Below are 22,414 nucleotides of genomic sequence, written 5' to 3'. Positions count from 1 at the left end.
TCCTCAATGCTGGTTTTTAAAAGTATCTTGTAAAATATAATAAGACGATTTTAACCTCTCGTGATAAGTTGGCTCCTGCCACGTTTCCCATGTATAGTGATAAAAGCTTTCAGATGGCAAACGGTTCTCTTTCATAACTGGAATTGTATCCGTTATTGCTTTTGTTTTGTGATTGACTGCTACAACAGCCAGATCAATTCCATCCAAAGTTACACTTTCTGATAGCTCACCTTTTTTCCATACGTCTCCCATTGCTTCTTTAGAACTCGGATCTTTCATGTTTAATAACGCCCATGGAATACGAATCTCAAAGACACCTGTTTTTTGATTCAAATAATAGTCTGCTAAGCTATCGAAATCCTTGTCTTTGGGATCTGTGGTACCAAACTTAAGCTTTCCAGCTTCGTATGATTCAAACGGAATAGTTTCTTTCTGTCCGCTTTCATTTTTAATTTTAAGCTCTTTATTAAGCGTTAATCGAATTGGATGGAACACCCCGTTATCTTTTTGATTCGCATACGGTACAGTTGGAATCATCTGCAGCTTATGTGCATAAGAAAAATAAAACGTATCATAGTAGCTATCAATCCAAAGATGACTGTTTTCTTTTCCATTAAGTTCAGCGACAAAATCAATGCCTTGTGTTTTTAAGCCTGGTAGCTGCTTTATGTTCGACTGACCTTGATCTTTAATTGTGTTGAAAAGCACATATAAACTTTCATCTTTAAGATTGTCTGACTTCCCTTTTACGTATAAATATCCTTCATCACTCGTTACTTGGAAGTTCTTTAATGAAGAAGAGGAACTGCTTTCTGTTGTTGCTTTCTTCCAATCATCCTCTTTTCCGTCAATAATTACTTTTTGCTCTCGTCCCGGTTCAAAGCTTAGTAAACCAAAATGCTGTTCATTAGTTTGCATATTATTCCAAAACGGTCTGCGGTCAGGATTGTCATAGTCCATTGTATTCCACGTTCGCTTAAACCACTCATCTTGCCATGTGAAAACAAGTCCTCCAGCCATTTTTTCTTCGACGATGTCTTCAAACAAGTGCGTTAGCATTTCTCCTTGTTCTTGTTCTGAATGAAATCCTTGATTCCATCCGTATCGATTGCGGTGTGTTAAACCTCGGGAAGCTGGAATACCAAACTCAGCAACAAGGAGCGGCATGTCGTGAACTTCTTTCATATGCTGCAAGTAACCAGCGTAATTATTTTTTTGGCCACGGTGATCTACATAACTCACATAGCGAGATTCATAGTTTAAAAAATCCGGGTAGTAAGGATAAATATGATACGAAGCAAACAGCCCTGGTTCAAACTCATCCGTTGCATGAATTAGATTTGGATTAACTGTTACTTTATCTTCGTCTACTGAAGGTTCAGATGGATGCGTCAATAAATCCGTCGTCACCCAGTTTGTAAAGCTCATAGGCCTTTGCCATTTGTAATTTCCCTGTTCATAATCAATGGTTTGTTCCATCATTTCAGCGAGCCATACCTCAAACGGCTGTGCTCCTTGTGTATAAATATACTTACCTTTAAAATCCTTCATTCCTTGATGCTTCTCATTAGTTGATAATGCAACGTCTGGGTCCCACTCCACTCCAATCATCCATCCAAGTACATATGGCGAAACATCTGCTTTATACGTCCCGCTTGCATGCCCTGCACGCTTTGGTAGTGTTGCGTTACCGTGAACTAAATCAACTACGCGCTTAATTTCATCTACAAACTCAGATGTATTTTCTTTTGAAAAAGCGTCTTGCGACTCATAAAATACTTCTTCATTAATCCACACACCATGGAAAATGTAAAGAGGCTCTTTTGCTTGCTGATTGTATTCAGCTAGAGCTTCATAAAAACCTGGAGGATGAATCGTATATACCCGAATAGCGTTGGCATTCATTTTACCTATTTGCTTAAACCATCTCATGTACTCTGCCTTTGTAATAGCCGTCTCTCCAGGAAAATGTCCAGGTTTCGCAATCCCCATATTAACACCTTTTACTAGAATGTCTTGCCACTTTCCGTCTTTATAAACCTGCAGATAATCGTCTCCTGCTTTTCCAGTAGATTGATAGTCCTTGCCACTATAGACTTCAATCGGAAGCTTTTGGTCTTTCGCCTCTTTACTTTGAGTGACAACCTCTTTCATTAGCGGAATATATACATTCCAATAGAAAGCAGTCGAATCATCCCTTTGCAAAGATGTGATCCATTTTTTCCAAGTTGGATAAAAAGATGCTTGATGAAAAGCAGGTATTTCTCCTTCATCTGCAAAATCCCCTGCAAAGTAATACGTATCATATTTGCTAGTCTTATGATACGTTACTGCTGGAATCGTTGTTGGAATATTGTGCTCTAAAAGCTTTTGCTTAGCTGAGTCTTTTAAGTTCAACGTATAGGTTGCTTGAATCTCTCTTTCATCTTGTGCTTGGATAACATCAAACCAATACTGATATGCTGCTTCATCATTCAGCCCAAGTTCCTTCTGACCGCTCTTGGTGTACTGAAACCAAACTGGATTATCTTTTAATTCTTTTTCAGTAATTACAATTAGTTCATTTTGTTCATTTACAAATAATAACCCTTTACCTTTGATATCCCATCCTTCTCCAAACTGCTCTCGATACGCTACTTTAGCCCAATTTGGAACTTCACTACTGCTAAAATCTTCAAAATAACGACCAATCCATCCTGTCCAAGTGACATTATAGAGATCGTAAAGCTCTGCTCGTACCTCTTTGGGAGTTGGACTTGCGAACGTATTAAATTCTCCAACAAGAGTTGAATGGTGATCATATAAAGACGTACGGATAAAGGCAATATCTTCTGATGTTACTCCCCCATACAACAGCTTGGAGCGATTGCCTTCTTGCACACCGTCCTTCAAATCCTCTTCATATACTCCGTATCCATCTGCTAAATAAATCATGTCATAGTCATTGTTCTTTGGTAACGAGCGAATTGTATACTTACCGTTATCCTCTGGAACAAATCCTACGTAGTCTTTCTTGGGGTCATAGGCTTTCCCGCCTTTAACTAACTTAGACTGATTTAACATCCACACAAGTCCTTGATGCTCCCGATACTCTGAGTTTGGTACTGTTTTATCAATAATTAATACATTAAAGTCCGTTTTTCCTTTTAAAGCCCATACAATAAATGGAGATACCGCTAGCAATACAATAACCGTAATCCCTGCTGTCCAAAGCCATTTTCTCATTGCGACACACCCTTTCTTTGCATGTCACCCCAGCCTGTTTTCTTACGTAAAACATCAATGAGCCCGTGACAGCGCCAAATTACTGTTAACGGTCGATACCAAAATGATTCTGTAAGCGAGAAGAAAAATAAAATAGCAATATCTCGTACTTTTGGAAATTTTTTGAGACTCCACTCTTCTAGCAATACTGCTGCCATTGAATAGAGCGAACCATAAATAACCATAATCATAAACAGTAAATAAGCAAATTCTAGATATACTCCGCCTACAATAAGAGAAACTAAAATAAATAAGTAACCTGCTAATTCTACAACTGGGCCAATTAGCTCAATAAAAAAGAAATAAGGCATCGATACCATTCCAATACTTCCGTACTTTGGGTTAAACATCATTTTCTTATGTTTCCAAAGGCTATCAAATAAGCCCCGGTGCCAACGGTTACGCTGACGACTTAAATATTTTATTTCATCTGGTGCTTCCGTCCAACAAACAGGATCGGCAATATACACAATCTGCTTTTTTTCTTTCTTATCTTTTAAGAGACGATGAAGGCGAACGATAAGCTCCATATCTTCACCAACTGTTTTTGAATATCCACCAGCTTCAATGACCCAGCGTTTTGAAAATACGCCGAATGCTCCTGAAACAATTAGCAATAAGTTATGCCGACTCAATCCAATTCTCCCCATTAAAAATGCCCGTAAATATTCGATGACCTGCATTACAACAAGTGGCTCTCGTGCTAAACCTACAGATACAACGGCTCCGTTTTCAATTCGACAACCGTTGGCAATCCGAACGCTCCCTCCAGAAACAATTACGTCGCCATTTGAATCAATAATTGGTTTCATTACTTTTAAAAATGCATCGCGTTCTAGTACCGAATCTCCATCGATTGAACAAAAATAAGGATAATGTGAGATGTTAATCCCCGCATTTAAAGCGTCCGATTTCCCTCCATTTTCTTTGTCAATTACATATAAATATTCGTAGATCTCTGATTGATAAAGTGCTTTTATTTGCTTTGTTTGTAACTGCTGTCGTATAACTCGATTGACTTTTTTCAGCTGAAACTCTTCAATTAATTGCTTCATCGTACCGTCTGATGAACCGTCATTAACGACAATTATCTCGTATTCTGGATACTCGATACTAAGAAGAGAACGAACGCTGCCGATGATTCCTTTTTCCTCGTTATACGCAGGAACTAAAATAGATAGTGGTGTTGTGTAGCTAACCTTCAGTAAGTCTTCATAAGGCTGTTTATCATTAAGCTGGTACTGTCTTCTTAATTGCACAGCTGAAATTAAAAACATAACAAAATAAAAAAGGAGTACAACTGCCATATAGATCAATACAGCTGTACCAAGGAAATATAAAACATAATGCCATATGGTATTAAACACTTCGTTCACCACCTTTTTCTAGCCATTCATTCGCCATGTCACGTGCAAAGAGATCTTGTGTTCTCGCTGAAATCACACGTAGCCGCTCATATCCATTTGGAGCCTGAGTAATAGCTTGAGCTGCATTAGATCGAACAAGAAAACTACGATCATTTAATAGCTTCTCTAGCAACAGCAGTGCATCTTCTTCCTGTACTTTACTTAATAACTTTGCTGCCATCATTCTCTCTTCCCATAAATCTGATTTTACATGCTTCACCAAACGCGATGTCTCTGAAACGTAGGAAAGTTGATGCAGTGCTTTTAAAGCTCTAATACGAGCTTCATCTGATGTAGAATAAAGCTGGCTTTCTAAAAGCGAAAGTTGCTCAATTTTCCTATTAATCCCAATCACATCTATTATTGCAAGCTGTACAGCTTCCTTGTGTTCTTTAAATCGAACAACGAACCGTTCAAATTGTTCAGCACTCATCATTCCTAACAAAGATCGGTACGTAAATTCTGAGCGTTTATAGCGATTGCTCAGTAAATATTGTTCATACTTTGGATGTTGAAAAAGCACTAGCATTCTTAATATTTGACTTTCCTCCGCTATCGTAACTCTCTTTTTATCCAGTACCTTTAGAACATCATCCAGGAGTGATACCATGTGTAGCTCTTCAATTGCATATAAAGCATTCATTCGCACGCTCCACCGTCGATGTTTTAGCTGATTGCGATATACATTCCCAAATTCTTTTTTTGCATAGCGTTGAATAAATTCCAGCAACTCTTCGCCATTCACTACTTTTACAAGTCCTAGTAGTAGTTCTTCGACAGCTATAATCTGCACACTATTTTTTGGACTTATCCTTAAACTCTCATCCTGTAAGTACATATACTGCATAAATGACTCTTGAATACTTTCTTTATAATTCTCTACTTGCTCTCTTTTACGATTTACACGGGCTTTTTTCATAAGTAAATACACGAAGAAAATTATCAACAACACAAACAAAATCAAAAACAAATAAAACACCCACTGGATCTTGATGATTTCCATATTATTTCACTCTCTTCATTAACAGCTGCATTCTTGCTTCTAATTCCATTAACTTAAACGGCTTTGTCATATAATCATCTGCTCCTAACTGCAAGGCTCTTTGAATATCATTTTCACTATTCCTTGATGTCAACATCACCACTGTAAATTGATCATGGCGTTTTTCTTTTCTCAATCGCTGGAGTACTTCTAATCCATCCATTTTTGGCATCATTCCGTCTAAGATAACAAAGCAATGAGTATCTTCATTTATAATAGTTGAATTCATAAACTCTAAACCGTCTTTATACGTATGAATTTGCACCTCGTAGCGATTTCCAAGATCAATTCGCCCGAGTAATTCGGTTAACATAGTACGAATGATTGGATCATCGTCAATAATGGCTAAGTTAAATTTCTTCAGCTTCATTTGTTGGTGATAACACGATACTACTACTTGGTTACGCCCTTTTTCCTTTGCTGTATAAAGTGCGCGGTCAGCTTGATTTAATATGTTTTCCAGAGTACTTTCACTACTCACTTCAGCTACCCCAGCTGAAAATGTGACAAAGAAAGTCTGATTATTAATATGGAAAGATTCTTTTCCAAAGCTACTTAAAATACGATTCAATGTTGTTTGTGCTTCTTCAGCATTCGTCCTTGGAAGGTGTAATACAAATTCTTCACCACCATAGCGAAACAGCTGGTCTGTTGTTCGAATATTTGATTTTACATGCTTCACAAATCTCTGTAGGACTTCATCTCCCATTAAATGACCATATGTATCGTTTACTTTTTTAAAATGGTCTAAGTCAATCATAGCGATGCAATAAGCTTCTTTATTACGAATGTAATTTGTTTGTTGCTGCTTATACACTTCGGTTAAATACTTGCGGTTATAAGCACCTGTTAATTCATCTACCAATAAATACTCAGTAAACAGCTTACGGCGTTCTAAGTGACGCTCAATCTTTACTAGACACTCTTCCATATCAAGAGGCTTCGCTAAGAAATCATCTGCTCCCATTTGAAATGCTTTAATCCTTGTTTCTCTACTGTTATCTGCACTAATCATAATTGTCGGAATGAAACGTTGCCTCGCCTGCTCGTTAAAATAAGAAAGTAGTTCAAATCCATCTTCTTCCTGCATGTATACATCTAAAATAAGGCAATCGGGTTTTAATTCATAAAAAGCAGTAATCGCTTTTTCTCTATTTGACGCTACAAAGACGTGCCAGCCTTGCTGTTCAAATTGCTCTTTCAAGTAAATTAAAATGGATAAATCATCATCAATTAATAAAATACTAGCTGATGTTTGAGCTGGCTTATCGTTGGCCATAATTTGCTCAACTTCTACAATCTCATCTTTATAACAAATTTTTATAATATCAATTAGCAGGATCTGTAGTTCTTTTGTATCCCAAGTTGACTGTGGATTTTCAGATATCCCATCCAAAAGCTCTGCTGATACTTTTCCTAAATATTCAAGGCCAATTGTTTGAGACGTACCAGCCAACGAATGCAAGAAACGTTTTACATCTTGGTACTGTACGGGTTGACTTTTTTCAAACCATTCCTGCAACTGCTTGCGTATATTCATTAGCAAAGCTACCTGATATTTTTCCATTTTAGACAACACCTTTTTTGTTTTTTCATTATGCTATATAAAAAACCTTAATATTAACATATAATGGTTTACTTTTTATCAGTTATAAAGACCTACCAATTTCCAAACTATTACTCTAGAAAAATATACCTCATTTTACAATTGCAAACAACCTCTTCAATCTATTAAAATATGGGCTTATGATTGACAATCACTACTTCATTTGTTAGGGTAGTTAACGTTGTTTATTTTATGATATGAACAATATATCCTAGTTATAAATGATAAAAAGAGCACCTCAGTTTTTATTCTTATGACTAATTATTTAATCTATAACCACTACGCTTTTTCCACAATTATTATTTTTCCTAAAATGTAAATTAGATGAAAGGAGATTATATCAGTGTTGAGTGCATTTACTCCATCAGAACCCAAAGATGCGGAAGAATTACAAGAAACATTAGATGAATTAGAATTTCAGTTATATCGCATGCAAGATAACTTAAAAGAAATTGCTAAAAAATATGAGGTCATTGGTGTTGATCAACCTGAAGAAAATGAACTAGTTATTGTATCGGCACAAAATGACGGAAATGAATGCAAAATTATGATTAACAATTGTCATAAAGCGTATAAAGGCGTTTGGGATTTTGCCATTCATGGGGTATATGAAGACGACCACACCATTCATATTGGTGACATTAAAGGGCCAGTTAACAAAGGGTATGGTTCTATCTGCATGAACTATTTAAAAGAAGTAGCTCTTGATCAAAATATACACACTATTAAAGGCGATATCGCAAAGCGCGATTGGGATCACGTTAATCGACTAGTTCATTTTTATGAAAAACACGACTTCCACGTTGAAATTGACTATGATAACCAATGCGGTGAAATTGAATGGACCCCTTAAAACCAAAAACACATCTGCAACAGTTCGTTAACGAAACGAATGTGCAGATGTGTTTTTTATGCATGCTGTAAATAATAGCTTAAGCTTTGTTTAACACTTTCTAACGCTGAACCTTCACATTGATCTTGCTCAATAATCCACCATTTAACATCCATACTTTCAGCTTGATTAAAAATGGCAGTTATGTCCACTCCTCCAGTTCCAAGAGGTGCAAATAGCTGCTTGTCATCTGTCGTCATGTCTTTTAAATGAATTAAACGAGCGCGATCTTGATATTTCTTCATCCATTCAACAGGATTTTCCCCTGCCTTTGTAAGCCAGTATACATCAAACTCTACGCCTACGTTTGTTTCATCTAGAATTGTTTCAAGAGCTGACTTCCCATTTGGTAGTTTCTTCAATTCAAAGTCATGATGGTGATAATAAAGCTTAATACCCTCTTTTGAGCAGCGACGCTCCGCATGATTTAATACGCTGATTAGTTGTTTATAGCCATCTTCTGTTTGTCGCTCTGGCAGTAAATACGGACATACAATCGCTGTATTACCAAGCTCTTTTTCAAACGCAATAACACCTTCCAGGTTCTCTTCAAGCTGTTCTAACGAGATATGACTAGCTGCAACTTGTAAGCCTACTTGCTCTAAAAGCTCTCTTACCTCTTGTGCTGAATATCCCCCATAACCTGCAAACTCTACGCCTTCGTAGCCTAACTCCGCCACTTTTTTAATCGTACCCTTAAAGTCTTTTTCTAACTCATCTCGTAGCGTATAAAGCTGTACTGCTACTGGAATCCTTGTCATATTTTTTCTCCCCTTTGTTTTTGATTTGTTTCTAGCATACAGTGAAAACGTAATCATTTCCAACAAAAAAGCTCCGATAATCGGAGCTTTTTATTATTTTACAGCACTTCCTAACATACCTGAGATAAAATGACGCTGAAGTGCAAGGAAGAAAATAATGATTGGAATTGTTGCAATTGTAACGCCCATCATCACTTGTCCATAGTCAATAAACGATAAGCCAATTAAGCTAGATAACGCAACAGGTAATGTTGCCATTTCATTTGATGTGGTCGCAACAAGAGGCCACATGAAATTGTTCCATTGCGTCATAAACAGGAAGATTGCAGCTGCTGCCATTGCTGGCTTCATAGAAGGCAGCACAATCGTTAAGAAAATTCTAAACTCCCCAGCTCCATCGAGTCGCGCAGCCTCAATTAACTCCGTTGGAAAAGCTAAAAAGTTTTGTCTTAGCAAGAAGATAGCAAATGGATAGCAAAGCTGCGGTGCGATTAACGCGAAATACGTATCCAATAGGTTGAAATTAGACATCATTTGAAACAGCGGTATTAATGTTGCTTGATATGGAATCATCATTGATAGTAAAAACGTTGTAAAAATAAGGTTTCTTCCTTTGAATTCAAACTTAGATAATGCATAAGCCGCTGTCGAACAAACCATTAGCGCTACAATGACATATACAATGGATACAAACATTGAATTAAAGAACACACGTCCTAAGTCAATAGAGGCATTTAAATTTTGAAAGTTCGTCATAAACTGATCGCCAGGTATTAACGTTGGCGGGTTGGTAAACATCTTACCCGATTCGTTTGTAGCACCGATAAACATCCAATAAAATGGAAATATAGAAATGACGGTAAAAATACCTAATAAAAGGTACAAACCAATTTTTCTCAGCAATCCACTTTTTCTTTTTTTATTCGCATTTAACTTTGTATTAACAGTTGTCGTCTGTACTCTCTCTACTACACTCATTATTTATCACCCGTAAATTTAAATTGGAAGAATGTTAATACACCCACTAGTAATACAACAACATATGCAACTGCTGATGCATAACCAAAATCAAAATATTCGAAGCCATTTTGATAAATGTATAAACCAAGCGTCATCGTTGAGTCGGCTGGACCACCTTTAGTTAAGTTAAAAGGCTCATCGAATAATTGTAGCGTTCCAATCGTTGATAAAATGGTTGCAAATAAGATAACTGGTTTAAGCTGTGGAACCGTCACATGGAAAAACTTTTGAAAGCGATTAGCTCCGTCTAAATCGGCAGCTTCATAAACTTCGTGAGACAAGCTTTGTAATGCAGCTAAGAAAATAACCATATTGTAGCCTGTCCAGCGCCAAGTCATGGCCACGATAATTGAAACTTTCGCCCAGAAAGGATCTCCTAGCCATTGTATTGGATCTATACCGATAAACCCAAGTAACGTGTTCATGATTCCTTCATCTTGAAGAATGATGGAGAATAAGATTGAATATGCAACTAAAGACGTCACCGCTGGTAAGAAGAAGGATACGCGGAAAAGTCCTCTTAGCTTCAGGAGCTGGCTGTTTAACGCATTTGCTAATATTAATGCAAGTAGAATCATTACTGGAACTTGAACAATTAAAATGATTCCCGTATTACCAAGCGCTGTCCAGAAAATATCATCTCCAAGTAGGCGCGTGTAGTTTGAAAGACCTGTAAAGGTATATTCACCTGCATCCATTGTTTGAAAGCTTAACAGAAATGAAGAAAAGATTGGATAAATCGTAAATAATGCAAACAAGATCAAGGCAGGTGCAATAAAGACATATGGCAATGATTTATTTGTTTTCATGATGACCTCCGTTTTACACCGCAAGCATGAGACTTTGAGTTGAATCCCCCGCTTCAAAAAAGCAGGGGATCTGGCCAATTCAATGCTTGCTTAACGTTCTATTTTTTTAGTAAATGCTTACTTAATGCGATTTTCCAAACGCTTTTCAGCTGCTTCTAATGTCTTTTTAATGTCTTTGCCATTCGTTACTTCTGATACAGCTTTTACAGCTTCATCATTCGCAAGCGAATAGTTCCCAGTAAAGTTAACTGGTTTAATATCCTGCATTTCATCTGCGAACGTTTTCCAAATCGTTTGGTTGCTGAAGTACTCATCAGGCTGTGTGAATAACTCTGAATCATATACAGTATTTAATGAAGGGAATAATCCACCTTCCATTGCTGCTTCTTGAACTGAATCTGTTGTCGAGAAGTATTCCATAAATTTGTAAGCTTCATCAGCTTTTTTACTGTTTGCTGTTACGACATAGTTACTGCCACCTAGGTTTGAAGCACGATTTCCACCTTTTTCAAATGATGGAAGTAAAAACACGCCCCATTTTCCTTTTAAATCAGGTGCTTGTTGCTCGATTGAACCGTATAACCATGCGCCTGATGGAGAAGATGCTACTTTGCCTTCAGCTAATGCACTGATTGAAGCATCCCAACCAACTGTGTTACGAACAACACCAGCATCTTTTAACTTTTTGTTAAGTTCCATTGCTTGTTGAGACTCTTTAGATGTTAAATTAAGTTCACCTTTATCATCAAAATAGAAGGTACCTTGTTGTGTTAATGCAATACGGAATAATCCGTCATCATTGTTTAAATCAAGACCTAGTAAATCAACGCCGACTTTTTCTTTAATTTTTTTACCAGCAGCAATGTAATCATCCCACGTTTCGATTGTAGCTGGATCTACGCCAGCTTGCTCAAAGAAGTCTGTTCGATAGAAGACACCTGTTGGACCAGCGTCAAATGGGAAGCCATACATGTCACCATCTTTGGAAAGCAGCTGCTTTTTAAATTCAGGGAATTTATCACCGTGCTCATCAAAGCCTTTTTCCGATAGGTTTAAGAATGCTTTTGGAAATGAATTAACGTATCCTTGGAAGCGATCATCTTCCACTAATACGATATCTGGAAGACCTTTACCTCCTGCTTGTAAACCTGTTGTTAGTTTTGAGTAAACGTCTTCACGCCCCATATCTACAACTTTTAATTTAAAGTCTGGATTTTCTTTTTGGTATTCTTCAGCTGCCTTTTCTAAAACAGGAACGTTAATGTTCCATGCCCAAGCAACTACTTCTTTTCCATTACTACCGCTTCCACTTGCTTCGTCTGCTGATTTTCCTCCACATCCCGCTAAGATCAGCGTGAAAATAAGTGTAAAGCTGATAAGACCAAACCAACGCTTCATCATAATCCCCCTCTGAATAAACTCATTTTCTTTTTCTTACAAAATTTGAGTTTGATGTAAACGTTACATAATTCTTTTTTGCCTTTTTGCAAGCTTTATGTAAGCGGATACAATTAACTTAGTTAAATTATATGAAGGATTGACCATTTACTCAATGGTAAAAATAAAAGGCAAAAATGATACATTTTTGCCTTTTGTTTAAATTTATACAGTAAGGAAGGCTTTGCTAAAAGAAGGATAACGTTTGCTAGTAAAGAGAAGAGTTTAGAATAAGTTAACCATTTGTTAACTAAAACCCCTCCGTATAAGTAATTTGAAAATTCAATCACTTGTTGGAATTTAGGTATTTAGCACTCTTTCCTTTATAAAGTTGTAAACAATTGTATTTCACGCTACAAAAATGTAGTTTGCTAGCTGGTGAAAAAGGAAAACAGTTTTTTTTGCTATTGCAAAGAGACTTTTTTGCTAAGGTGACCTTTTAGCAGCAATAATTTATTTAAAGGCACTAACGATTCTCTCTACTTGGCATGCTTTTAATGACCACATTACTTGTTTCTTATAATTTTAACCCCCCTCTTTACTTGGCGTAATTTCCATTATAGCTTGCTTCCTTTCAGCAGCCTCCTCGTAAACTGCAGGGCTTTTTCACAGGAGAAACTTTTGATAAAAACATTTCTTGCCTCTAGTAACTTATATATAACAGTTTGGTGCTTGTAAAATCGGGTAATAAAAAAGCATGGGAAGAGTCCCATGCTTTTTGTTAGTTAAGTACCGTTATTTTTACTGTGCGGCGTCCCCATGACATCGCTGCAGATTGGCTTGGTACGAATACGTCAATTTTATAACCTTTAATTGCGCCACCTGTATCACCAGCAACCGCGACTCCGTATCCTTCTACATACACTTTAGAACCTAAAGGAATGACTGATGGATCAACTGCAATTACTTTTAAGTGAGGGTTAGCTTTTAAATCAATGCCTGTTGCTGTTTTACCACTACAGCCTGCGCAGCTTGCCGTATATGCTGTTGATTGAACATACATCTCTTTGCCACTTACTTTTTCTGGTTTAGACTCAGAAGCAGGCTTAGATGCTGGCTTTGCAGCTGGTTTTGATTCTGTTTTAGCAACTGGTTTTGTGCTTTCAACCTTCTTTTCTTGCTTTACTTCAGCTTTAGCTGTTGCAAGCTCTGCTTGACGTTGAGTTTCTTCTTTTTCAGCTTTAACTGCTTCTTCTTTCTCTTTAGCTACTTTTTCAGCTTGTTCTTTTGCCGCTTGTTGCTCTGCAGAAATTTTATCTTGAATTGTTGCTAACTGTGACTGCAGGCTTGCTTTTTCAGATGAAGCTGATTCAATATCATTTACAACTGCGCTGTACTTCTCTTGCATTTTTGTTAGAGCAGCTTTTTGTTTTGAGATATTTGATTCTAATTCAGCTTTTTTTGCTTTTAAATTAGCTTCTTCATTTTCTAGTACTTTTTCTTGCTTATCAATTTCTTTTTTATCTTTTTCAATCTGATCTAAGTCTTGTTGATGCTGCTTTAAAATATCATTGTCTGCTGATAGAAGCGTTGTTGCTGCACCCATGCGCGCAACTAAGTCACCAAAGCTTTCAGCGTTCATTACCATTTCAAGCATAGCATTCGATTTATCATCATGTTGCAATGCAACTAAACGCTCTTCAATAATGTCTTTACGACTAAGAACTTTTTCTTGAAGCTCTACAATCTCTTCTTTCTTTTTCTCGATCATGCTTTTCGCTTCTTTAATTTTCTTTTCAGTTGAAGCTAATTCTTTCTCATTATCAGAAATAACTTTATGTAAAGAATCTAATTCGCTTTGTAATGCTTTTACGTCCGTATCGATTGACTGTTTCTCTTTTTCTTTTTGTTGAACAGTCTTTTCGCTTTCTTTAAGCTGTTGTTCAGTACTTTGGAGCGCTTCTTCATTCGATTGGGCGTGAGTCTCTGTTATGCCTGCCGTGAAGAACATTCCCGTGACTGCTACAAGAGTCATACGCTTTAAAATTTTCATAAAGTAATAGTCCCCTTTCCTCATAGACATAGTTATACCATAAAAAAGAGGCGAGTTATGTTACAATACCGTTAAAAGTTTCCCATTTTCTGTATATAAGTATAACTTTTTATTCATACATTTACGTGAACCCCTGCTGTATAAAGGTTTTTTTAACTTCTCATCTTTTAAATGACTGTAAAAAAATGTCCAATATACAATGAAGAATTTTGTCAAAAAGTCGTTATGTTACAGAAATATTACATTGTTACAACGAAAAATGGGGTGTTTGTGAACTAATTCACGTAATTATTTTACATTTACTTACTTTTATAGGGTTTTATTTACTTTTTTCTTGGGTGTTATAGTAAAAACATCACATGTCTCTTACTTTCTCACAATAGTAAAGCCTCTTGCCTAGTAAACTAGACAAGAGGCTTTATGTTTTTATTATTCCTTTGTAACAAGTTTTAATGGTGCAGAGATTTTTTCTTCAACTTTTTTACCTTGTAACACATCTTTTGCTGCTTTTACAGCAAGTTCTCCAATAAGTTCTGGTTGCTGAGCAACAGTCGCAGTTAATGCACCTGACTCAACAGCTTTAAGAGCGTCCTCGTTGCCATCAAAACCTATGACTGCAATGTCTTTTCCTGAACTAGTAATTGCTTCAATAGCTCCTAGCGCCATTTCATCATTATGGGCAAATACCGCTTGAATATCAGGGTTTCCTTGCAGGACATTTTCCATCACGGTTAACCCTTTTGTACGATCAAAATCAGCAGATTGTTTAGCTACAACGTCTAATTGCTCATCTGCGATATTATGAAATCCGCTTCCTCGCTCACGCGTTGCTGAAGCTCCAGGTACTCCTTCTAATTCTGCAACTTTTGCATTTTTTCCTAATGTTTTCACCACATACTCTGCAGCCATTTGGCCACCTTTTACGTTATCAGATGCTACCAACGCTTCTACTTTTCCTTTTTCAGATGAACGGTCAAGCGTCACAACCGGTACTCCGATACCATTTGCTGACTGAACTGCTGTGGAGATAGCAGAAGAATCCGTAGGGTTAATAAGCAGCGCGTTAACTCCTTGCTGCAATAAATCTTCTACGTCATTGATTTGTTTGGCAGAGTCGTTTTGTGCATCAACTACAATTACTTCAATACCTTGTTTTTTTGCTTCTTTTACGACACCATTTTTTAATGACACAAAAAATGGGTTATTTAAAGTAGAAACCGATAATCCAATTTTCATATCTTTGATATCTCCACTTTGAGAAGGCTTTGCCCAAGTTGGTGGTTCTAAGGAACATGCCCCTAGTAACAAAATGGACAAAGACATAATAAGTAATAATACTTTTTTCACGTTGATCCCTCCTACGCTGCTTTTTTACGGTCAATTAGTACCGCAATTAAGATAACAATCCCTTTCACAACCATCTGATAGAACGAAGAAACGCCGAGTAAATTTAAGCCGTTATTTAATGTTCCAATGATAAGTGCACCAATCAACGTTCCGACGATTCGTCCTTTACCACCTGTTAAGCTTGTACCACCTAAAACAACTGCTGCGATGGCATCTAATTCATAGGAAGTACCAGCAGTTGGCTGAGCAGAATTTAGACGTGATGTTAAGATTGCTCCGGCTAATGCAGCTAATAATCCAGCTAATGAATAAATCATAATTTTAACGCGCGGTACTTTAATTCCCGAAATAAACGCAGCTTTTTCATTACCGCCAATTGCATACGTGCGACGTCCAAACGGTGTTTTGTGTAAAATAACCCATAATACAATAAATGCAAGCATCATCGTGATAGCTGGTACTGGAATGCCTAAGAAATAACCACGACCGAATAGTTGGAAATAATAATTGTCTCCAAGTCCAGTGATGGGATTACCGTCTGTGTAAACGAGCGTTAAGCCTCTAAAAATAGTCATTGTAGCAAGTGTTGCTATAAAAGGTGCCATTTTCCCTTTTGTAATTAACAAGCCGTTTACTGCGCCCATTGCAGCTCCTAATAAACACCCAATTAAAATCGCTAAGATTGGATCAATTCCTGAGACTATCATCCCAGCCATTAACGCACTGGATAGAGCTAAAATTGAACCGACTGATAAATCAATTCCTCCTGTTAAAATAACAAATGTCATTCCAAATGCAATCAATGCATTAATCGCTACTTGGCGAAGCAAGTTTAAAATATTAAGCGGTTCCAAAAAACTAGGATTTAATACCGATACAATGACTACTAAAATAAAGAGTCCAAGTAGTGGTCCTAGCTTTTGCATCATGTTAGACATATAATTTCCTTTGCTTGACTGTAAATCGTTAGGCGTATTCATATTACTGACCTCCTGTTGCATATGTCATAATTTTTTCTTGCGTTGCTTCTTCTTTTAATAATTCTCCCGCTAGCTTTCCTTCATGAATTACTAAAACGCGATCACTCATACCTAATACTTCTGGAAGTTCTGAAGAGACCATGATAATTGCCACTCCACGTTCTGTTAACTCGTTCATAAGCTGATAAATTTCACGCTTGGCTCCAACATCTACTCCGCGAGTTGGTTCATCTAAAATTAATATCTTCGGTCCGATACCAATCCATTTCGCTATAACTACCTTTTGCTGGTTTCCTCCTGATAAGCTACCCGCACTAATGTCGGCTGACTGCGTTTTAATCGTTAAACGCTTAATAAGCAACTCGACAAACTCTCGCTCACTTTTTTCAGCAATCATTCCTTTTGTTGAAAAACTTTTTAGGTTTGGAAGCGCAATGTTTTCTCGAATTGAAAAATCCAATACAAGCCCTTCGTCTTTTCGATCTTCTGTAATAAAACCGATTCCATGCTTTACTGCTTCGTCTGGTGTTTTAATTTTGACAGGCTGGTTGTTTACCAAAACTTCTCCTGAATCAATAGGATCAAGACCAAAAATAGCACGCATAATTTCAGTGCGTCCAGCTCCCATAAGACCAGCTACTCCAACAACTTCTCCTGATTTTACAGAAAACGAAATATCATGAAAGGCATGTTTTCTTGTTAAGTTTTTTAGCTCCAATACCGTTTCTCCAATTTTAGTTTGCCTGCTTGGGAATCGATCGGTCAGTGAGCGCCCTACCATTTTACGCACAACGTCATCAAAGTTTGTTTCGGGGATCGGTGTTGTGTCTACTGTTTTTCCATCGCGCATAACAGTAATACGATCACAGATGGTAAAAATCTCTTCCATTCGATGTGAAATGTAAACAATGGATACACCTTGGGCTCTTAATCCATTTATTACTTCAAATAGCTTTTCAATTTCACGATCCGTTAACGCTGCTGTTGGTTCATCCATGATAATTACTTTCGCATTCGTCATTAATGCTTTGGCAATTTCAATCATTTGCTGTTCACCCACAGAGCATAAGCTTGCTTCTTGCTCTAGTGGAATGTTGACAGCTAAGCGATCAAATTGCTTTTTGGCCTGCGCTTTCATTTGTTTTGTTTTCAAAATTCCAAACGGTGAGTAAAGTTCTTTTCCAATAAATAAATTTTCAAGAACCGTCATATGAGGCCAAACGTTCAATTCTTGATGAATAAAGGTAACTCCTGCTTGTTCTGCTTCTTTTGGATTTGAGAAATAACGCTCTTGGCCATCAATTTCAATTCTGCCTTCATCTCGCTTATGAAGTCCGGTTAAGATATTCATTAACGTTGATTTTCCTGCACCGTTCTCTCCCATTAATGCATGAACTTCTCCAGGTAGCAGTTCAAAATCAACACCTGAAAGTACTTGGTTTGTACCAAATGCTTTATAAACATTGGACATTTTAATGTGCATACTATTCACCCCTTTTAAAAGATAACTCCTGCTTGTAAAATACAGTTTGCATAGGGCGTTACTTCTCCTGTTCGGATAACGACTTTCGCTTCCTTTGTTAACGCTTTCAGTATTTCGTGTGAAACAAACTGCTTTTCTGTGTCGTGAAAGGCTTCGTTCATATAGTTCATTGTTTCTTTGTTATTTTCCTTAATCTCATGTGCAAGAATTACTTTTTCAATAACCATGTCATCTCTTACTGTATCTACGACGTCTTTAAAACTAGGAACACCTAGCTTTAAAGACAAATCAATACGGGGTACCCCGTCTGGGATTGGTAAACCTGCATCAGCAATGACAATTATATCCGTATGGCCAAGATCTGTTAGCACTTTTGAAATATGACTATTTAAGATTCCGTGACGTTTCATCTCTATAAGTTCCCTTCAACTTGTTCTCTAGTTGGCATACCGCCTTGAGCTCCAAATTTTGTGACAGATAATGAAGCTGCTCTGTTTGCAAAACGAATGCTATCATTCAGACTTTTCTTTTCCGCTAGCGCTACAGCAAAAGCAGCATTAAATGTATCTCCTGCACCTGTTGTATCTACGGCTTCTACTTTATATGAAGGAACAAGCACTTCTTCCTTTTCGTTAAAATAACGAACGCCCGCTTTACCTTCCGTAATAAACAGCTTGTTCGCATATTTATGGAGCACTTCTTCCTTCGGTTTGTCTTTAAATAAAACCGTTGTTTCATGCTCATTTGGCGTTAAGTACGTCACTTGTTCAATAACCTCTTCTTTTAATTCTCTTGCTGGGGCTGGATTTAATAAAAGAGGCACATTAACTTCTTTACAAAGCGAAGCTACGTATTCAACTGTCTCTTCTGGAATCTCTTGCTGGATAAGTACAATGTCGGATGCTTTAACAATTTCTTTTGCCTGGTCTACATATTCTGGCGTAATAAGGTCGTTCGCTCCTTTTACAACAACAATACTGTTATCACCTTCAGCTAGAATAATATGGGCAGTTCCACTTTCCATGTGTGTAACCGGTTCCACATAATCTATGTTAACACCATTCTCTTTAAAATTATTTAAAATGGCTTTTCCATAATGATCATCACCTACTCGGCCAATCATGTATACCTCTGCTCCAAGCCTTGCTGCTGCTACCGCTTGGTTTGCACCTTTTCCTCCCGGAACCGTTTTAAACGATTCTCCAAGCACTGTTTCTCCAGCGCCTGGACGTTTACTTGAAGTAACTACTAAATCCATTGATGAGCTACCAATAACCGAAATTTTCACCATCTTAATCAACCTTTCTTGTTGTATTTCTTTCAATAAACGTAACCGGTAATTCAATATGTTTATCCTGAACAATTTCTTTTTTGATATATTTTAATAACAGTTTTGCTGCTTCTTTTCCCATTTCATAAGCGGGCTGTCTAATTGTTGAAAGTGCTGGAAATAACAGTTCACTTTGAGGAATATCATCAAATCCAATAATTTGTAACTCATCTGGAATTATCTTTCCTAGCCGCAAAGCTTCATGTAAAATAGCTGCTGCTACAATATCATTGCTGGCAATTACTCCATCTGTATTGGCATGCTTTTCAAACAGTTCTTTTGCCCATTTCTTCGCTTCATGAAATGAAAATGAAGTCGTATTCATCACTTGAAAATCGACGTTTGCTGCGCTTAACGTTTCAAGTGCACCTTGAAAACGCTCTTGAGCTGGCTTTACGTTTGGAGGACCTTTTAAAAGAGTAATTTGTTTGCTTCCTCTTTTTATAATTTCTTGTGCAGCAATTTTCCCACCTTCTCTTCCATCCGCATATACTGATGGATATTGAGGCGATGTACGGTCTAAAAAGACAACCGGAAAGCCTAAACCTTCATACGTTTCATCATCAGATATCGTTCTGGCTGTAATCATACCAACAACGTGATTTTGAGTAAACGTATGTAAATAAGCCGCTTCTTTTTTTAGATTTTCATCACTATTTCCAAATAAAAGACGAAATCCTTGGCTATGCACTTCATCTTCAATACCGCGCGCAAGCTGTGGAAAGAATGGGTTCGTAATATCTGGAAGCAACAATCCAATCAAGCGTGACTCACGCTTATATAGAGATCGTGCTACTTCATTTGGACTATAGTTTAGTAATGTAATTGTTTGCATGACTTTTTCTCTCGTATCTTCGCGTACATAGCCTGTGCTATTAAGCACGCGAGAAACCGTCGCAACAGATACACCAGCATGCTTCGCTACGTCTCGAATTGTTACCATACGAATGCCCCCCTCCTTTATATGTAACCGTTTACATTAATAATATATCATGAAATTGCTTTGTTGACAACACAAATATTTTCACCTATTTTCTTTTTCAAAAAAAAACGTACATATATAATAGAAGAAACTCGTTTAAATACCTGTAAATATTGAGCAAGTAATGTTAAGAACCACATGATGTTTATTGGTATAGTAACAATAAGGTAGGTGAAACAAAATGACGTATGAACAGTGTGTCTTAAACACCATTGATTATATTGAAGATCATTTGCATGACTCAATTACTTTAGAGCAGTTAGCTGAAGTAGCTTGTTTTTCTCCATTTCATTACCACCGAGTCTTTCAAACGCTAGTTGGTGAATCCGTCATGGAATACGTGCGAAAACGAAAATTAACGGCTGCAGCTCAACGATTATTTTACACAAATGATAAAGTAATTGATATTGCATTTGACCTTGGCTTTCAATACACCGAATCATTTAATCGATCTTTTAAAAAGGTATATGGACTATCGCCAAAAGAATATCGCAGTGCCAATATGTTGTGTGGACCCCTGCGTGGAAAAGCCTATCTACAAAAACCAGTAACAGGAGGAAACAAAGTGAAACCTATGTTAATCACAAAAGATGCTTTTCACATTATAGGATATGAATTACGAACAAAAAACGTCGACGGTCAAAACAACAAAGATATTCCTGCGTTTTGGACTCATTATCTTAAAAATCAGCTTAGTACTAAGATACCCAAGCCATTATATAAAAACAAAGAGCTAGGAATCTGCACAGACTTTACCCCTTCTACGGGTGAATTTACCTATATAATTGGAATGGAAGTGCAAGAAGATACTGCAGCACCTGAAGGCTTAACATATCGTAGCTTTCCTAAAATAGACTATGCTGTTTTCACAACGCCTAAGTCCAGTGAAGACGACTTTACGTTCTCCATTCAATCTACGTGGAACTATGTTTTCACAGAGTGGTTTCCACAATCAGGATACGAACATTACGGTTCAATGGAGTTTGAGCTGTATGATGAAAGATGCTTTGGAAAAACAGATAAGCAAATTGATTTGTACATTCCGATTCAAAAGAAGCTTAGTAAAGCGTAATTATATAGTAACTATATAATAGAAGAAACTCGTTAACTATATCCAAAGTATCTGTTATATGCTTTGTATACAATAAGACAACATGAACAATAAAAGAGCGTCGCTTTGGAACAAGCGACGCTCTTTATGATTCGTTCTTTATTAAAAGTCAAAGTTATCTGGGTCTGGACCAACGCGATGGTTTTTATTTAGTGCATCGATTTTAGCCATATCGTCTTGAGAAAGTTCAAAGTCAAAGATTGATGCATTTTCAACGATGCGGTGCTCTTTAACAGACTTTGGAATTGTTACAATTTCACTTTGTAAATCCCAGCGTAAAATAACTTGTGCTGTTGATTTACCATGCTTATCTGCAATCTCTTTCAGTACCGCGTTATCTAATAATTCACCTTGAGCTAATGGAGACCATGCTTCAATTTGAATATCATTCTTTTTACAGAAGTCTCGAAGCTCTACTTGAGTTAATAATGGATGAAGCTCTACTTGGTTAACCATTGGTTTTACTTCAGCGTCTTTCATTAAATCTTCTAAGTGATGAATTTGGAAATTCGATACGCCAATTGCTTTTACTTTGCCATCTTTATATAGCTTTTCTAGCGCTCTCCAAGTGTCTTTGTATTTTCCTTCTACCGGCCAGTGAATTAAATATAAATCCAAGTAATCAAGACCTAGTTTATTTAAGCTTGTTTCAAACGCTTCTAACGTTGACTCATAGCCTTGGTCTGCATTCCATACTTTTGTTGTAATGAAAAGATCTTCACGTGGTACACCTGCTTCTTTAATTGCTTGTCCTACGCCTTCTTCATTTTCATAAATTTTGGCTGTATCAATACTTTTGTAACCTGCGTTAATTGCCCATTTCACTGAGTCAACTACCTGCTGTCCATCTTCTACTTTAAATACACCTAGACCAAACCATGGCATTTCAACGCCATTTGCTAACTTTGTTGTTGATTGTAAATTGTTCATTAGAATTCATCCCCTCTATAA

Annotated in this window: 17 protein-coding genes and 1 pseudogene; 2 read left to right on the top strand and 16 right to left on the bottom strand. The window is 37.1% G+C overall.

Going from position 1 to position 22,414, the window contains the following annotated elements; all coding sequences use genetic code 11:
* Window positions 1–3 precede the first annotated feature (3 nt).
* From NIZ91_04810 to NIZ91_04795, 4 genes are read right to left on the bottom strand one after another with little or no spacing between them, the layout of a single operon-like run.
* Complete coding sequence (locus tag NIZ91_04810; protein USY55979.1) at window positions 4–3,225, bottom strand: hypothetical protein; 3,222 nt, start codon at window positions 3,223–3,225, stop codon at window positions 4–6.
* A complete protein-coding gene (locus NIZ91_04805) occupies window positions 3,222–4,631 on the bottom strand; it encodes a glycosyltransferase (protein ID USY55978.1) in 1,410 nt (469 codons plus the stop codon). Before NIZ91_04805 ends, NIZ91_04810 begins: the two co-directional genes overlap by 4 nt.
* Window positions 4,624–5,673, bottom strand: a complete 1,050-nt coding sequence (locus NIZ91_04800) for a HEAT repeat domain-containing protein (GenBank protein USY55977.1) — start codon at window positions 5,671–5,673, stop codon at window positions 4,624–4,626. The genes NIZ91_04805 and NIZ91_04800 overlap by 8 nt, the downstream gene beginning before the upstream one ends.
* Window position 5,674: 1 nt before the next feature.
* Entirely contained in the window at window positions 5,675–7,279 is a 1,605-nt protein-coding gene (locus NIZ91_04795; GenBank protein USY55976.1) for a diguanylate cyclase, read from the bottom strand.
* 385 nt (window positions 7,280–7,664) lie between these two features.
* On the opposite strand from NIZ91_04795, the gene NIZ91_04790 reads away from it, so the two are divergent.
* Window positions 7,665–8,171, top strand: coding sequence for a hypothetical protein (locus NIZ91_04790; protein USY57091.1), 507 nt, complete (start codon window positions 7,665–7,667; stop codon window positions 8,169–8,171).
* Between the two features lie 56 nt (window positions 8,172–8,227).
* Here NIZ91_04790 and NIZ91_04785 read toward each other — a convergent pair whose 3' ends face one another.
* The 11 genes and pseudogenes from NIZ91_04785 to NIZ91_04735 form a co-directional block, all read right to left on the bottom strand.
* Window positions 8,228–8,971 (bottom strand): sugar phosphate isomerase/epimerase, encoded by a 744-nt coding sequence (locus tag NIZ91_04785; protein USY55975.1) that lies wholly within the window; start codon window positions 8,969–8,971, stop codon window positions 8,228–8,230.
* Between the two features lie 93 nt (window positions 8,972–9,064).
* The gene (locus NIZ91_04780; GenBank protein ID USY57090.1) at window positions 9,065–9,871 is read right to left on the bottom strand and encodes a carbohydrate ABC transporter permease; all 807 of its coding nucleotides are present in this window, start codon (window positions 9,869–9,871) and stop codon (window positions 9,065–9,067) included.
* Window positions 9,872–9,948: 77 nt separating this feature from the next.
* Complete coding sequence (locus NIZ91_04775) at window positions 9,949–10,800, bottom strand: sugar ABC transporter permease (GenBank protein ID USY55974.1); 852 nt, start codon at window positions 10,798–10,800, stop codon at window positions 9,949–9,951.
* A gap of 117 nt (window positions 10,801–10,917) precedes the next feature.
* The gene (locus NIZ91_04770; GenBank protein ID USY55973.1) at window positions 10,918–12,201 is read right to left on the bottom strand and encodes a sugar ABC transporter substrate-binding protein; all 1,284 of its coding nucleotides are present in this window, start codon (window positions 12,199–12,201) and stop codon (window positions 10,918–10,920) included.
* A 757-nt stretch (window positions 12,202–12,958) separates the two neighbouring features.
* Window positions 12,959–13,246, bottom strand: a pseudogene (locus NIZ91_04765) (3D domain-containing protein).
* 1,413 nt (window positions 13,247–14,659) lie between these two features.
* Window positions 14,660–15,577, bottom strand: a complete 918-nt coding sequence (gene rbsB, locus NIZ91_04760) for a ribose ABC transporter substrate-binding protein RbsB (GenBank protein USY55972.1) — start codon at window positions 15,575–15,577, stop codon at window positions 14,660–14,662.
* 11 nt (window positions 15,578–15,588) lie between these two features.
* Window positions 15,589–16,557: a ribose ABC transporter permease gene (rbsC, locus tag NIZ91_04755; GenBank protein ID USY55971.1), complete on the bottom strand. Its 969-nt coding sequence runs from the start codon at window positions 16,555–16,557 to the stop codon at window positions 15,589–15,591.
* Window position 16,558: 1 nt separating this feature from the next.
* Window positions 16,559–18,040 (bottom strand): sugar ABC transporter ATP-binding protein, encoded by a 1,482-nt coding sequence (locus NIZ91_04750; protein ID USY55970.1) that lies wholly within the window; start codon window positions 18,038–18,040, stop codon window positions 16,559–16,561.
* A gap of 14 nt (window positions 18,041–18,054) precedes the next feature.
* Complete coding sequence (gene rbsD, locus NIZ91_04745; protein ID USY55969.1) at window positions 18,055–18,450, bottom strand: D-ribose pyranase; 396 nt, start codon at window positions 18,448–18,450, stop codon at window positions 18,055–18,057.
* Window positions 18,451–18,452: 2 nt separating this feature from the next.
* On the bottom strand, window positions 18,453–19,331 hold the full coding sequence (gene rbsK / locus NIZ91_04740) for a ribokinase (protein ID USY55968.1): 879 nt from the start codon (window positions 19,329–19,331) through the stop codon (window positions 18,453–18,455).
* A gap of 1 nt (window position 19,332) precedes the next feature.
* A complete protein-coding gene (locus NIZ91_04735; protein ID USY55967.1) occupies window positions 19,333–20,313 on the bottom strand; it encodes a LacI family transcriptional regulator in 981 nt (326 codons plus the stop codon).
* A 220-nt stretch (window positions 20,314–20,533) separates the two neighbouring features.
* Here NIZ91_04735 and NIZ91_04730 point away from each other — a divergent pair, with 220 nt between their 5' ends.
* Window positions 20,534–21,424 carry an AraC family transcriptional regulator gene (locus NIZ91_04730; protein ID USY55966.1) on the top strand — a complete coding sequence of 297 codons (891 nt, stop codon included), beginning with the start codon at window positions 20,534–20,536 and terminating at the stop codon, window positions 21,422–21,424.
* Window positions 21,425–21,565: 141 nt separating this feature from the next.
* Here the strand turns inward: NIZ91_04730 and NIZ91_04725 are convergent, their stop codons facing one another.
* Complete coding sequence (locus NIZ91_04725; protein USY55965.1) at window positions 21,566–22,393, bottom strand: aldo/keto reductase; 828 nt, start codon at window positions 22,391–22,393, stop codon at window positions 21,566–21,568.
* Window positions 22,394–22,414 lie beyond the last annotated feature (21 nt).

Source organism: Bacillus sp. 1780r2a1, from assembly GCA_024134725.1.
Classification (GTDB): Bacteria; Bacillota; Bacilli; order Bacillales; family Bacillaceae_H; genus Priestia; species Priestia aryabhattai_A.
The sequence above is the reverse complement of the archived record's forward strand: the minus strand, read 5'-3'. Positions and strand labels throughout refer to the sequence as shown.